The 14,565-nt window shown below is 38.9% G+C and carries 13 protein-coding genes; 3 read left to right on the top strand and 10 right to left on the bottom strand.

The window, feature by feature from the left end:
- Window positions 1–80: 80 nt before the first annotated feature.
- The 8 genes from BTO08_RS16915 to BTO08_RS16880 all read right to left on the bottom strand — a co-directional run bounded on the left by BTO08_RS16915 (window position 81) and on the right by BTO08_RS16880 (window position 9,372).
- Window positions 81–1,292, bottom strand: coding sequence for a BatD family protein (locus BTO08_RS16915; protein ID WP_105061802.1), 1,212 nt, complete (start codon window positions 1,290–1,292; stop codon window positions 81–83).
- On the bottom strand, window positions 1,292–2,956 hold the full coding sequence (locus BTO08_RS16910) for a VWA domain-containing protein (protein ID WP_105061801.1): 1,665 nt from the start codon (window positions 2,954–2,956) through the stop codon (window positions 1,292–1,294). Before BTO08_RS16910 ends, BTO08_RS16915 begins: the two co-directional genes overlap by 1 nt.
- An 18-nt stretch (window positions 2,957–2,974) precedes the next feature.
- A complete protein-coding gene (locus tag BTO08_RS16905; RefSeq protein WP_105061800.1) occupies window positions 2,975–3,991 on the bottom strand; it encodes a vWA domain-containing protein in 1,017 nt (338 codons plus the stop codon).
- 33 nt (window positions 3,992–4,024) lie between these two features.
- Entirely contained in the window at window positions 4,025–4,534 is a 510-nt protein-coding gene (locus BTO08_RS16900) for a DUF4381 domain-containing protein (protein WP_105061799.1), read from the bottom strand.
- On the bottom strand, window positions 4,531–5,493 hold the full coding sequence (locus BTO08_RS16895) for a DUF58 domain-containing protein (protein WP_105061798.1): 963 nt from the start codon (window positions 5,491–5,493) through the stop codon (window positions 4,531–4,533). The genes BTO08_RS16900 and BTO08_RS16895 overlap by 4 nt, the downstream gene beginning before the upstream one ends.
- Before the next feature lie 6 nt (window positions 5,494–5,499).
- Entirely contained in the window at window positions 5,500–6,483 is a 984-nt protein-coding gene (locus tag BTO08_RS16890) for an AAA family ATPase (RefSeq protein WP_105061797.1), read from the bottom strand.
- Between the two features lie 14 nt (window positions 6,484–6,497).
- A complete protein-coding gene (locus BTO08_RS16885; protein WP_105061796.1) occupies window positions 6,498–7,778 on the bottom strand; it encodes an anaerobic sulfatase maturase in 1,281 nt (426 codons plus the stop codon).
- A 73-nt stretch (window positions 7,779–7,851) separates the two neighbouring features.
- A complete protein-coding gene (locus BTO08_RS16880) occupies window positions 7,852–9,372 on the bottom strand; it encodes an arylsulfatase (RefSeq protein ID WP_105061795.1) in 1,521 nt (506 codons plus the stop codon).
- Window positions 9,373–9,657: 285 nt separating this feature from the next.
- Here BTO08_RS16880 and BTO08_RS16875 point away from each other — a divergent pair, with 285 nt between their 5' ends.
- Window positions 9,658–10,500, top strand: a complete 843-nt coding sequence (locus BTO08_RS16875) for a LysR family transcriptional regulator (RefSeq protein WP_105061794.1) — start codon at window positions 9,658–9,660, stop codon at window positions 10,498–10,500.
- 34 nt (window positions 10,501–10,534) lie between these two features.
- Here BTO08_RS16875 and BTO08_RS16870 read toward each other — a convergent pair whose 3' ends face one another.
- Window positions 10,535–11,461 carry an alpha/beta hydrolase gene (locus BTO08_RS16870; RefSeq protein ID WP_105061793.1) on the bottom strand — a complete coding sequence of 309 codons (927 nt, stop codon included), beginning with the start codon at window positions 11,459–11,461 and terminating at the stop codon, window positions 10,535–10,537.
- Window positions 11,462–11,503: 42 nt separating this feature from the next.
- On the bottom strand, window positions 11,504–12,733 hold the full coding sequence (fabV, locus tag BTO08_RS16865; protein ID WP_105061792.1) for an enoyl-ACP reductase FabV: 1,230 nt from the start codon (window positions 12,731–12,733) through the stop codon (window positions 11,504–11,506).
- A gap of 293 nt (window positions 12,734–13,026) precedes the next feature.
- On the opposite strand from fabV, the gene BTO08_RS16860 reads away from it, so the two are divergent.
- Both BTO08_RS16860 and BTO08_RS16855 read left to right on the top strand, forming a co-directional pair.
- The gene (locus tag BTO08_RS16860; RefSeq protein WP_431356680.1) at window positions 13,027–13,644 is read left to right on the top strand and encodes a murein L,D-transpeptidase catalytic domain family protein; all 618 of its coding nucleotides are present in this window, start codon (window positions 13,027–13,029) and stop codon (window positions 13,642–13,644) included.
- A gap of 229 nt (window positions 13,645–13,873) precedes the next feature.
- The gene (locus BTO08_RS16855; RefSeq protein WP_105061790.1) at window positions 13,874–14,518 is read left to right on the top strand and encodes a murein L,D-transpeptidase catalytic domain family protein; all 645 of its coding nucleotides are present in this window, start codon (window positions 13,874–13,876) and stop codon (window positions 14,516–14,518) included.
- Window positions 14,519–14,565 lie beyond the last annotated feature (47 nt).

Below are 14,565 nucleotides of genomic sequence, written 5' to 3'. Positions count from 1 at the left end.
AAAGTATTAAAAAGTGAGGCTTTACAACATTGGATAACCTCCATTGTAAAGCTTCCACTTAAAATATAGCGCAGACCTAATCACTCACTTTTACTTTTTATTGCAAACCATGTTTTCCAGAGTTTCTTTCCATCTAATTGTTCAGACTGAATAACGTTACTCTTCGTTTGCCACCACTTTGTTTCAGAGAGTTTCTTAAGCTCTAAAAGTCTAGTCTTCGTATACAAACGTCGATATAAATATAATCTCACCACTGGCCAGTCTTTTTCTTTTAATGCTTTTTTAAATATCAATGCATCAGGTAATGGATGCGTCTTATAATAAGCATTGATTCTTCTAAGAAAATACACACATAAAATAATCACAAGAAAGGCGGCGAATAAATAACCCCAATATGCTTTTAACCACGAAGAAAGCGTATGTTTAACAACAATGACCTTTCCCTCTAAGGTTAATGTTTCTATTTCTTGTGTTTGAGTATTCCACCATTTCAGCTCAATATCAGGTATATCAATTGTTCCACCTGTTTGTAATATATAGGTATCTTTCTCTATTCTTGTTGCAATACGATGGCCACGGTTACTCGTATCCTGCAATATAACAGGCTCACTATATCGATGAGCGTTACCAGAAATATCAGACGACAATAATGGCGGTAACAGCATAGCAAGGTAATCATCAGCCACTAAGGTAACTTCTCTCTCAATTGCATCACCTACTTCATACTTGTCACTGCCATTCGTATTCCATTGCTGATCCAGCTTAACCTTTGATGACGCTAACAATGCTTGCCCTTTTGATTGTTCTATATTGGCGTCAGTCACCATGATTTTCTGTGGCTTGGTATAAATCACACCCGTCGCATTATTCCCATTTTCTAACGCAACGGTAATTTCTATCGCAATGGCAGGAATCACAAAAGCCCCTGCTCTTTGCGGATAAAACGGGATCTCCCATCGTTGATGTGACCACGTCTGACCTTGTTGAGAACGAGCATAATTCATCGCTCGTAAGTCATTTTGTTGTACAACCAGTTGAGGCACATCGATCGGAGCAATTTTTGTCCCACCGCTAAACCAAGTTGTACTGGATACATCAACAACTAATCGTACTTGTTGGTTCACAGCTATTTGGGATTGTTTTTCATCATTATTTTGCTCAGCAATACTCGTTTGTATATCTACCTGATGGTTTGCAAGCAGTGACTCGAAATCACTGTTTTTAACAGTCTCAGCCCTTACCGGATAGAGCAAGACATTAAAGATAATGAATAAAAAGCTAACATAGCGCATTAACGTTTATCCTTCTGAGTCTGCGTTTGCATCTGAAATTTCACCTGTAAAAACTGTTTAGGATCCGCTTCTACTCGTTGTAGCCATTTATTGGCTATTTCCTTATCTGCTAATATATTTTCAGCGCTTAATTGCTCTTTTGCATCCCTTGATTCTATAACTTGCTCATCAGCCCCTTCTGCAATTTTTGGCTTATTTTCAGGAAGGTTCTTAGCCATTTGGAATTCTTCAGTATTGGCTTGGCTTTCACTGAACTGATTTATTTCATCAATCCGTTGCTGCACAAGTAATAAATTATGTTTCGCAGAGCTATTATCAGGGTACTGGACTAAGAACTGCTTTAATAACGCTCTTGCCGCTACATATTCTCGTTGATGAATTAATGCATTGGCTGCATTGAACATCATGGTTTCAGATTCAACTTGTGAAAACGCTTCATAAGCTAATTCAAACTCAGAGGCATAATAAAAGGCGATCCCTTTGCGTAATGGATCTTGATAATGTTGAGCCGCGGTTAAAAACTGCGAGCGATTAAAATACCACTGACCTTGCTGATCTTTGGTTAACCATAAATCAAGCCAATATTGATTGAGAGAATCAAATAGTCCTTTATCCTCTTGCTTCATTACTGCGGTATTCACAACCTCTGTCTGGGCATATAAGTTAGGGCTCGACAGCGATAGAAAACCAGAAACGATGAGCACGGTACACCATTGCACCATCCAGCCTTTTCGAAACCATAACAACATTAATAATGTTATTGGAAACAGTAGGTAATAACCAAAATCTTGCCAAGGCATTGCTGAATGCTTACTCATCAACATATGTGCGTTGATATTACTCACTAACCACGCCACATCATTTCCATCAATGGAAAGCATCGTGATTTTTCCACCCGTGCGATCAGCCATATCTTTAAGAGAATCAATATTAACGGGGAAATCACTGGTAGCATCTTCATCGCCAACCGCAAGAATAAGCAATTGCTGTGGTGTTGATTGAAAATACTCTTCAAAGTCACGATAGTCTGATCCCATCACCCCATCGGTGATAAGCAATACCGTTCCTGGGCTATCTTCATTAGCAAACTGTTGCTTAATAATAGGCATGACTTTATACGCCGCCTTGCCATCCTTCGGCATAACATCAGGAGAAATAGCCGCTAAATAAGGAGCAAATACGGCATTATCTTGCGTTAAAGGCATCGCCAAATGCGCACTGCCAGCGTAAACAATAAGCCCTGTTTTTCCCCCCTCTCTTAGCTCGAGTAAATCATTTATTTTCTGCTTTGCTCTTACTAGGCGACTCGGTGCTACGTCCTTTTCTAACATTGAGTAGCTGCTATCTAACACAATGAGCAACGGACTTTTATCTTCACCAAAAGGCGATGGTTCACGCTGCCACGATGGCCCGCTTGCCACTAATATTGTTAAAAATAAAATCAGCGATAATAGTTTCAGCGGTAATTGCTTTTTCCATCCCGCATTATCAACGATTAATACTTTTTGCAGATGAGGCGGCAACTTATGCTGCCATTCAGCATTATCTTGTCGACACCAACGTTGATAGATAATCGCAATAAAAGGAATGAATAGTAATAACCATCCCGGACGAATAAAGTGAAACTGGCTTATCGCTTGCTGCCAATATTCCATATTAAACATGACAAAGCCCTTTGAAAATTAATACGCTTTATTTCGCCACGACAAAATAAATTGGCGTCCGAACATCAATAAATAAATCACGAGTAAAGAGATAATCACATAATGATGAATACTCTGTTTAGGTCGGTACGTTGTACTTTGATAACGTTGTGGCTCTAACTTGTTTATCGCATTATAAACGTCGACTAATTCATCACGATTTAACGCTGTAAATGCTTTTCCTCCTGACAAAGAAGCCACTTTATCGATAATATCCATATCAAGCGCTTGCTCTCCAACCGTTAAAGGATCGCCAACCGCAATCATATGAATACGTACCCCTTTAGCCTTTGCTATCTTTGCCGCTTCAAGTGGTGGGACAACACTATTGGTATCATTACCATCTGTTAGTACGATGGCGACTTTTTCACGCGGCGCATTATCTTTATCTGCATGCAATTCAAACCGCTTTATCGTAAGCCCGATTGCATCACCGAGATGCGTACTTTGCCCTGCCATACCCACTTGGGTTTCATTTAATAGTGATAACCAAACTTGGTGATCCGAGGTAAAAGGGGTTTGAACAAATGCTGCATCACCAAATAAAATTAATCCCAAACGATCACCTTTGCGGTGTTGAGAAAATTCCGCTAACACTTTTTTTACTGCATCTAAACGGCTAATACTTTTACCGTCTAGCGCTTTAAAGTCTTTCTCTGCCATTGATCCTGATAGATCGACCACTACCATGACATCTCGACCAATTTTTTCCCTTATTTGCGGCTCACCTAATATCGTTGGTTTTGTTAAAGCGAAAACCATAAAACACCAAGCAATACACAGTAATACTTTCTGCCAACGGCTAGGTTTAAGTAAGCTCGTATCATCTTGAGTCTTGAGATCAAGGCCTTTTATAAGTTGGCTAAGGTAAGGGACTTTTATCGCTTTTTGTTTAGTTTTATAACCGGGTAAAAAATAATGTATCAATAGCGGTAAAGGTAATAGCAACAACCACAAGGGATGAGCAAGTTCAATGTCGGTTAATGAAAAGTCCATAACTACTCTATATCTCCAAAATACAACGACTTCTTACTCTGGGCGTTGATGTGTTTTAAGCCAAATTACGCATTGCTTTTTAAGTGCATCAACCTGTATCGGAGTCAATAAACAGTTTTCATCGGGTAACCATAAACTGGCAGAAAAGCGCTGAAATAACTCTGGATCAATCACAGTAACGCTATCTCCATTATTTGCGGTAGGCAATGTTGTTTGGATAAGGTTTAACAGCGCTTTTCCTTCATAAGGAGCTGATTTATCAATAAGATGGACTGTGACTCTTTTAATAACTGAAAATAGTGCCGCACAAGCTTGTGCTGGGTTATCACAGTCTATAAGACGAAGATCTTCAAGCGCCTCTCGACGATACCTGTTATGAATATATAACTTAACCAGACAGTAGATCTTCCAACTAACAATTAATAATAAAATCCCAATTAAAATCCACCAGCCAATAGTTTGTGGGATCCACGGTACTGATTCTGGAATAGATATTTCAACTAATCCTTTAATTAATGAGGAAGGTGGAGCTGGCGTCGTCATTGTTTCCCCCTTAATATTTGAATAAATTGAGCGATGTGACTCCCATCTGTCGTGATTTCAATATAAGGAAGAGCTTTCATTGCCATTAAACGACACAACTGTTCGCGCTTCATATGCTGTGCATCGGCTAATATTTGATTGGTTTTTTTTATATCCAGCGAAGTATTAATATTCAGCTGTTCTTGACCATTACTCAGTACCCAGTTAGCAGATAAATCGCTATCAAGTTGTTCTTCCATAGGATCGCTGATCATAATGCTTAAAATATCATTATGCTGTTGTAACTGTTTCAAATGCTTTATATCTGCGCTGGTAACATCATTCCAATCACTAAAGATAATAATGATACTGTCTTTTAACTTACGTCGATTCAAACCATCAATAACTTGGCTTAAAGCCGTCGCCGATGAGTGATGATTATCAACGGAAAGTAGACTGTTATCTTTAACAATCGTTTTTATGTAATGAAGTAACTCACCTTGAGATCGTGTTGGTTTCAGCCAGTTCGTCTTATCATCATTGAATAAATAAAAACCCACACGATCGCTTTCTTTTAATATTCGCCAGCTAGATAACACCGCAAGCTCAGCAGCAACAACTGATTTCATGGTATCGAGTGAAGAAAAAAACATAGAACTTCGTTGATCGACACAGATAATGACTTGATGATCTTTTTCTTCAGAATAAACCCGTGAATGCGCTTTACCTGTGCGCATTGTCACCTTCCAATCTAAACAACGAATATCATCGCCCAGTTGATAATGCCTTAATTCTTCAAAATTTAAGCCTCTGCCTCGAAATAACGAACTATGTCGACCAGACAATAATCGACTGGTATTTAAATGAGGAAAAAAAGAAAAGCGCTTAATATGCGAACGTAACTTTACTAATCGAGAATAATTGCAATAAATTCTGGGATCATTGATAGGATTGGTCTGCACATCTGAAGAATTAGCCATAACAACTTATCCTACAACAACGTTATCGAGTAATACTTGTACAACTGATTCCGCAGTCACATCATCAGAAATAGCATCGTACGTTAATGCGATTCTATGCCCTAACACAGAGCCTGCAACAGCACGTACATCATCTGGCTCAACATAATCACGTTGATCAAGCCATGCATAAGCTCGTGCGCATTTATCAAGTGCAATTGACGCTCGAGGACTTGCTCCAATTGCGATCCATTGTTCTAAATCCGTATTTGGATAACGCTCTGGATAGCGTGTAGCCATGACTAAGCTAACAATATAACGCTCGACTATCTCTGAAACGTGAATAGATGAAATAGACTGACGAGCATCAAAAATCACCTGAGGATCAAGAGTAAAACCTTCAACCTCATTGCTAGAAAGCGGCAATATCTCTTCTTTTCTCACAAGTCGGATAATATCTAGCTCTGCTTCATCCGTTGGATAGTCCACTTTTACCTTCAGCATAAAGCGGTCCATCTGCGCCTCAGGTAAAGGGTAGGTTCCTTCTTGCTCTATCGGGTTCTGTGTTGCTAAAACCATAAACAAAGACGGTAAAGCATAAGTATGATCGCTGATAGTAACAGTACCTTCAGCCATCGCTTCTAATAACGCCGCTTGAACCTTTGCGGGAGCTCGGTTAATTTCATCTGCCAAAACAATGCTATTGAAAATCGGGCCAGCTTGAAATCGTAATTGAGGTTTACCCGCTTCTTCTTGATAAACCTCCGTACCGGTAACGTCAGAAGGCAATAAGTCAGGGGTAAACTGAATTCGTCCAAATGGAACTTGTAAAGCTTGAGCCAAAGCTTTAACAGAACGTGTTTTTGCCGTTCCGGGTAAGCCTTCAAGTAGAATATGACCATTGGTTAATAAACCAATAAGTAATGATTTAATAACTTGAGGTTGACCAATAACAGATTGATTAACATGGTCAAATAACTGTGACACTAGTTCTTGTTGTGTTTGAGCCATAATAAATTATTCCATTAATTATTATTTGATTGTCGTTGTAATAACACTGATAACCCTGTCAACATCGGCAAACTCTCATCAAAAAATGCACGAATACCGCTACATAAATAATTAAGACCTTCTTCACCATCTGGTGTTTTTATCAGCCTATTTTTAGGGCATTCTCCCCAGCACAACTTTAAATGAGGGCATTCAAGGCAATACTTTGGCAAACTACTTTTCTTTTCCATACCAAAACTATGTTGACGGATAGAAAAAGCAAACTCATTCAGACCACGCTCATTAATATTCCCTAATTTATATTCTGGATAAACATAATGATCACAACTGAACACATCACCATTGTGTTCCATTGCCAGTCCTTTTCCACAAAACTCTGCAGTAACACAAAGTTGTGATTCTTTACCCATCACCTGAGCAACCGCCGTTTCAAAAAGGTTGACCAACACACGACCAAGGTCGTTATTAACCCATTCAACAAAAACAGTATTTAAAAACTGTCCCCAATCATCAGGATCGACAGACCAATCCGTCACAACTGACATTGGGTGGCCTGGTTTTGCCAACTCACTGTCTTTCACTGGGATCATTGATTCATCCCAAAACTGCGGGGCGGTTGTTTTAAAATCTTTACTTTCTACACAAGGAGTAAATTGAATATATGTCGCACCCAACTCTTGGGTTAAAAAACGATAAACCTCTAATGGATATTGAGCGTTCAATCGATTGACAACAACCAGAGCATTAAAAGGAACCTGATAGTGCTTTAACCGCTCTACGGCTGCCATTACTAAATGAAAAGTCGGCTTGCCACTTCTTGTTACTCGATACTTATTATGAAGCTCTTCTGGGCCATCGATAGAAAGTCCGACAAGAAAGTTATTCTCTTTTAAAAATTCACACCATTCATCACTTAATAAAATGCCATTGGTTTGTAAATCATTTTCAATCTTCACACCCTTTGGCTGATATTTTTTCTGTAATGTGACGACTTTACGGAAATAATCGATCCCTAAAAGGGTTGGCTCGCCACCTTGCCAAGAAAAAACGATCTCCTCTCCATCTTGGCTTTCAATATAACTTTTAATAAACGCTTCTAGCGTTTCATCATCCATTTTGGGTTGCTTTGGCTGATGCAAAAGATCTTCTTTATGAAGATAAAAGCAATATTGGCAATCAATATTACATTTGGAGCCACCCGGTTTCGTCATGACATGAAATCGCCTTTCATACGAATCAAGGTTTTTTTCAGCTGTTTTTAACGCTACAACATCAAGGAAGGTCGATTTTTTCATACATCAATTACGCCGTACAATATTAACGAAAACTAAAAGAAGGCTGGAATCCAGCCTTCTTTTTTATTGCCTATTATTTTTCTTCAGGAACAAAACTTGCTGGTTTAAAACGCGGCGGATATTTTTCAAACGTTTCAAAAATCTTATCTGCTGCAGCCATGCTTGGTCCAAATAAGAACAAACGCTCATACATCCAGTTGTCATAACCCATAGCACCTTGTCCACGCTCAAATGGATCAATCTCTAGGTCAAATAACAGCGGACTACGTAATTTGGTGAATGGGTAGCGCCAGATATCAAGGCCTTTCTCATGCTCTTGGATCATGAAGTGCATCTTCCAACGACCATGACGGATCGCTAGTAAATCACCATCATCACTCCAGTAAGCAAATTCGTTACGAGCACTCTTGTCTGTTTTACCCGTTAGCATAGGTAATTGGTTATAACCATCAAGGTGAACGTTATATTCCTTACCTTGAATAGTTGCACCTTTAAGTAGATCTTCTTTCGCTGTCTCATTACCAGCAGCGGCAAGTAATGTTGGCATCCAATCTTCTAATGCCATCATGCCATTGATGTTTTTACCTTTAGGAATATGATTAGGCCACTTAACCATTGCTGGAACGCGGAATGCCCCTTCCCAACCAGTATTTTTTTCACTACGGAATGGTGTCATACCTGCGTCAGGCCAAGTCGCAATCATTGGACCATTATCGGTGGTGTAAACAACAATCGTATTGTCTTCAATACCTAGATCTTTGATTTTATCTAGGATTTCACCCACTTGCTCATCATGCTGAACCATACCATCAGCATACTTTCCTAACCCTGTTTTACCTTGGGCTTTACCATCAATATGCGTATTGTTATGCATACGTGTTGGGTTAATCCAAGCAAAGAATGGTTTATCCGCTTTAACTTGTTTCTCCATGAAGTTTTCAGCAACGCCAATGACTTCACTATCAATGGTTTCCATTCGTTTTTTGGTTAATGCACCCGTATCTTCAATTTTTCCATCAGCTGAAGACTTGATTACACCACGAGGTCCGAATTTTTTAGCAAATTCAGGATCTTTTGGATAATCTGGGTTTTCAGGCTCTTCGTCCGCATTTAAGTGGTATAAGCTACCAAAAAACTCATCAAAACCATGATTAGTCGGTAAGTGTTCATCTCGATCACCAAGGTGGTTTTTACCAAACTGACCCGTTGCATAACCCAGCTCTTTTAGCATGGTTGCCATGGTTGGATCTTTTTCAGAAAGTCCCTGAGGAGCGCCAGGCAAGCCAACTTTTGACATACCGGTACGCTTAGGCATTTGACCTGTTATAAAAGCGGAACGTCCAGCAGTAGAACTTTGCTGAGCATAAAAGGTAGTAAACTTCACGCCATCTTGAGCAATACTGTCAATATTTGGCGTTGAGTACCCCATCATTCCTTGGTTATAAGTACTTAAATTCCAATAGCCAATATCATCGGCCATGATAACAACAATATTTGGTTGTTCAGCAGCATGAGCTACTGCAGAAGTTGCTGAAAGCGCAAGTGCACAAGCACTTAAAGCAAACTTCTTTTTGTTCATTTTTTTTGTATTCATAAACATTCCATTACTAATTATGAAAAGCTATCCAAGATAAATTTCGCCGTACTGTCTGATCTAAGCCAGCGACAATAGAACCATTTGAATAATCTTTACTAATCTAGTTGTTAAATATTTTTTAGCTGATTTTTTAACTAAGTACGTGATCTAATGCTAAAAAATCGCTTACAGAGCACAAATGTATACCAAGAGTGACACAAAGATAAATAAGCTTTAATTACATTGTTACCAAAATGATATTTATGTATTAGACTATGAAGAAATATTAAAGGAGGGCTTTTTATGGATTTGAATCTGGTTCGTACATTTCTTTCTGTATATCGCCATCAGTCATATACGCTAGCCGCTAATGAATTAAACCTAACGCAGCCAGCAACAAGTGCCGCGATAAAACGTCTTGAGAATGAAATTAACAAGCAACTTTTTATTAAAAAAGGGCGAGGAATAGAGCCGACTTCACAGGCGCATTACCTTGCAAATCATTTTCAAATAGCTGTTGATACGATCGAGTTAGCGTTAGAAAGTAAGCACGATTTTGCAGTTTACTGCACGGAATCTGCACTTTATGAAATTACCAACATCCCAAATATTCAAGTACTGAATCAACCACACGAACAATCACTACTTTTCGAACATTTGAAGACACGTCAAGTTGACTTAATCATAGATACGGTGACAACGAAAGATACGTCACTTATTATTGAAGAGCTTTATTGTGAACCCGCCGTTGTTATCTGCGCTAAAGATCACAAGACGATACAAGGCACAATCACCAAAGAAATGTTTTACAATGCACGGCATATTATTTATTCAGCTCGATGGAATGGGCTAAGTGGCTTTGAACAAATGGCAAAAGAGCCTATTTCTCAACGAGATGTCGCCCTTAACACGTCATCCATATCCTCACTTGCCATGCTCGTCTCACAAACAAATCATATTGGATTAATCTCAGTTTCTTTTGCAAAAAAATGGTCTGAACAATTAAATTTACAAATATTGCCAAGCCCAATTGAATTACAAGAGATCCCTTACCATTTAATTTATCATCGCCGATATTTAAATGACCCAAAACACAAAAAATTAAGGCAACAAATCCATCAATGCTTTAAAAAGAGTATGACTTAATAATAAATAATCAAAGAGCTATAAATAACATTAATTATTTATTGAGAAAGGCACTTATCGTTTTATAAGCCTGCTCACACTCTCTCTTTACTATGTTTTCCATATTTAAGAACGCATGGATCATTTGGTCAAAATGGATATGCTCTGCTTCTACACCTTGCTTTTTTAACGCTTCGACATACGCGATACCTTCATCTTTTAGTGGGCAAAACTCAGCTGTGATCACTAAGCTTTCAGGCAGTGCCATACTATAGGGTCCCCACACGGGTGATGCTTTACGTCTATCTTCATTATGCTGAAAGTAATTCGAGAAATACCATTCAATACGAGACTGTTGTAGCAAATACCCCATACCGTTTTGATTAACAGATGGAAAACTTAAAGTGTAATCAAGGCTTGGGTAAATGAGTACTTGCTTTGTAATTTCAACCTCATCATCAAATTGTGCCATTCGTGCTAACGTGGCACAAATAGCACCACCCGCTGAATCTCCAGCAATAGAAAGTTGTGGTACAAAATTTAACTCAGCACGGATCAAAGTTTGAAACAGCGATTGTAAAACCAAATAACCATCATCAATCGCTGCTGGATAAGGGTGTTCTGGAGCAAGAGGATATTCAACCGATACAACAATAAACTGACTATGTTGTGCTAATTTCCGACAAATAGGATCGTAAACCTCGACACTACCCGACATATGCCCACCACCATGAAAAAAAACTAATACGGGGAGTGCCGTCTCTGGTTGAGGATGATAAATGCGAATAGGCACTTTATCTTTAATCGTTAAGTTCTCAATTAACGCAATATCGGGAACCTCGGTGACGAGTTCACGAGTAATAGTAGCGAGACCTTCTCTCACCGTTGGTACGGTAAATGGAATGTCACTGGCAATAGTTTCATCCATCACTTTATTAAAGCTATTAAGCCATTGATCTAATAAAGTCGTTAATTGGCGCATATTTATCCTTGAATAGAGGCACTAACAGTTACCCTAAAATAATTAGGGCGCTAATTTTGATAACTCTTCAATATCAATAGGCTGAGTATAATCAACAGATGATAAACCAAAGCCATTAAGGGCTAAAAAAGCTGACTTGTATCCAGCATAGTCGCCAACCTGTCTAAAGTTGTCAGCATTCATTTCTGCCATTAATTTATTTACTTGTAACTGTACTTCAGGTTTTAGTTCCCAATCATCCATTCTGATCAGAGTCTGATCTGATTGCTCGTCTAAATCATTGCGAAGTTTTGTTTCAGTACCCGCCGCTGAATAAATTTTTTGTGCAAAAAGGCGCTGCATTTGTTCAATACACCCTTCATGATTTCCCATTTGCTTCATCACTTTAAATAACGCCAATATATAGGGTGAAAATGTCGGTATAAAGACACTGGCTTTTGTCACTAATGCTTTGCACACCACTACGTTAGCTTGACCATTGATCATCTGAGCTAATTGTTGATTAATTGCGTGCGCGGTTTGATGTAAATGTTGCTTGGCAATACCAAGTGTCCCGTGATGATAAATAGGATATGTCGACTCAGGACCAATATATGAGTAAGCCAAAGTTTTAGCTTTTGGGGCTAACAGGTTTTCAGATAACAGAAAGTTTATCCATTGTTGCCAATCTTCACCACCCATCACTTTCGTCGTCGCGAAAACTTCCTCGTCATTGGCTGCTGTTAATTCCGCAGGGACTAACGCATCGTTTTCTAAATCAACACTATAGCCAAAAAAATTTTCACCCACGGTTTTTAAACATGAACGCCACACCTCACCCGTTTCAGGATCGGGACGAATACCGGTTGCTAGGCTATAAATCACTAAATCAATGTGTCCGCCAAACTCATCACGTATTGTTTGCGCTACGTGTTGACGCACTTCATCTGAAAATGCATCACCCACAATATTTTTGGCTAGGTAGCCTTGTTGCTCAGCCGCTTGCTTAAAGAAAATATTGTTATACCAACCAGCAGAGCCTATTCCCTTATCACTTGGACCTCGTTCATAAGAGACACCCAAAGTTTCCGCTTGCGCACCACCAAAGGTCAACGCAATACGTGATGCCAGCCCAAATCCAGATGACGCACCTAAAATTAATACTCGGAGAGGACCTTGTGTGATCGGCGCAACAGACTGTACATAATCAATCTGCTGTTGTACTGCTTGCTGGCAACCATAAGGATGTGCTGTTCGTGCCACAACACCTTGAATTTCAGGTTGAATCACCATTGAACCATTCCTATTATCGATTAATACATCATCGTCTACTGTTCAGCATGCCATACATGCCAATAATAAAACCTGATGATTCACTGATAACGTCATATTTACATCATCGATAAGTCAAAAATTAAACATTTTATATATTTAATCATCAAAAATGATTCATTTTTGTATCAAAAATTAGTAACAAAAGTATTTTTTTGTCTTATTGAGCCAAAAATCAATAGTCATAGCTTTATTTAAAATCCGATCAAATATCAAACTGACGGCCGCACTTTAAATTTTTGCAGGAAGCAATGATGAAGAAGGTATGGACACGTGTTTTTATAATTTTACTGTTAAGTTTTAGTTCTAGCGGATATGCAAAGACCTCATTACAACAGCAAGCCAAAGTTATTTATGAAGAAACAAAGCTTAAGAAGCACTTAGACTTCAATATTTTTATGACCGCTTATAAAGAACATGTTCGTGTTGCTGATAAACCGATTATGTCGATTATTGATTACAGCCAACCATCGAATAACCGCCGCTTTTTTATTATTGATACCGATAAGAAAAAACTGCTTTACCGCACTTTTGTTTCACACGGCATCAATAGCGGCAATCTTTATGCTACACAATTCTCTAATATTGTTGACAGTAAACAAACCAGCTTAGGCACCTATCGTGTTGCTGAGGCGTATCATGGTAAGTATGGACTTTCTTTACGTCTTGATGGGATGAGTCCATCAAATTCTAATGCAAGAAAACGCGCTATTGTGCTGCATGGAGCAAAATACGCAGAGCCAAGTACCATTAAAAAATTAGGCATGCTTGGACGTAGCTGGGGGTGTCCAGCCATTCCAATGAAGTTAACCAAAAAAGTCGTCAACTTGTTAAAGGAAGGCGGTTCAATCTACGCTCATGCGAGATCATAATTCGCTTTATTGTTTGCAAAATGCCATTTAGAAAGCTCGTTTTTAGCGCGAGTTTTCTTTTTTAACTTCTAAGACATCTCTTATTTTCAACCATCACATACTGTAACCAAGCCCACGCTGAGTCGTGTAAACAATGCCTTGTCTTTTAGATAATTGGCACAGAATATTCATACATCTCTTCTATATACCATCACCGAGCAAATAAGCACGTTCAATATGGGAGGGGGTTATGATGTTTTCACTTTTTTTCCGTCTAAAACTCAAATATCTCATTATCGCATCTTTAATTTTTAGCAGTCATTACGCTAACGCAATGAGAGCAACGCACGCTTGGAAGGTTTACGACCATGCTCAGCTCCAAAATTACGTTGAATTTGATATATTCCTCAATGCTTATCGTGAACATTTACGGGTTGCCAACAAACCAATAATGTCGATCATTGATTACTCTCAACCTTCTGACTCTAAAAGATTTTTAATCATAGATATCGAAAAAAGAGCCCTACTCCATCGAACCTTTGTCACTCACGGTATAAACAGCGGCAAACTGTATGCAACCCAATTTTCCAACACAGTGAACAGTAGACAAACCAGCTTAGGTACTTACCGTGTTGGTGAAGCTTATTATGGTAAATACGGCATTTCTTTACGATTAGATGGAATGAGCCCTAGTAATTCAAATGCGCGAAAACGTGCGATTGTATTACACGGTGCCAGCTACGCTGAGCCAAATGTCATTCATGCAATTGGGATGCTAGGTCGAAGTTGGGGATGTCCGGCGATATCACGAGAGATCACGCCAGAAATCGTAGACCTGCTTAAAGAAGGGGGCTCTATTTATGCTCACGCTCATAACGACAGACATAATAAATAAACGGTTCTATCAAGCTAGTTACTGAAAAATGCAAACACCAGCAGCAA

Source organism: Photobacterium angustum (genome assembly GCF_002954615.1).
GTDB lineage: Bacteria > Pseudomonadota > Gammaproteobacteria > Enterobacterales > Vibrionaceae > Photobacterium > Photobacterium angustum_A.
Note: the sequence above shows the minus strand (reverse complement) of the source record. Positions and strands in the feature narration are given on the sequence as shown.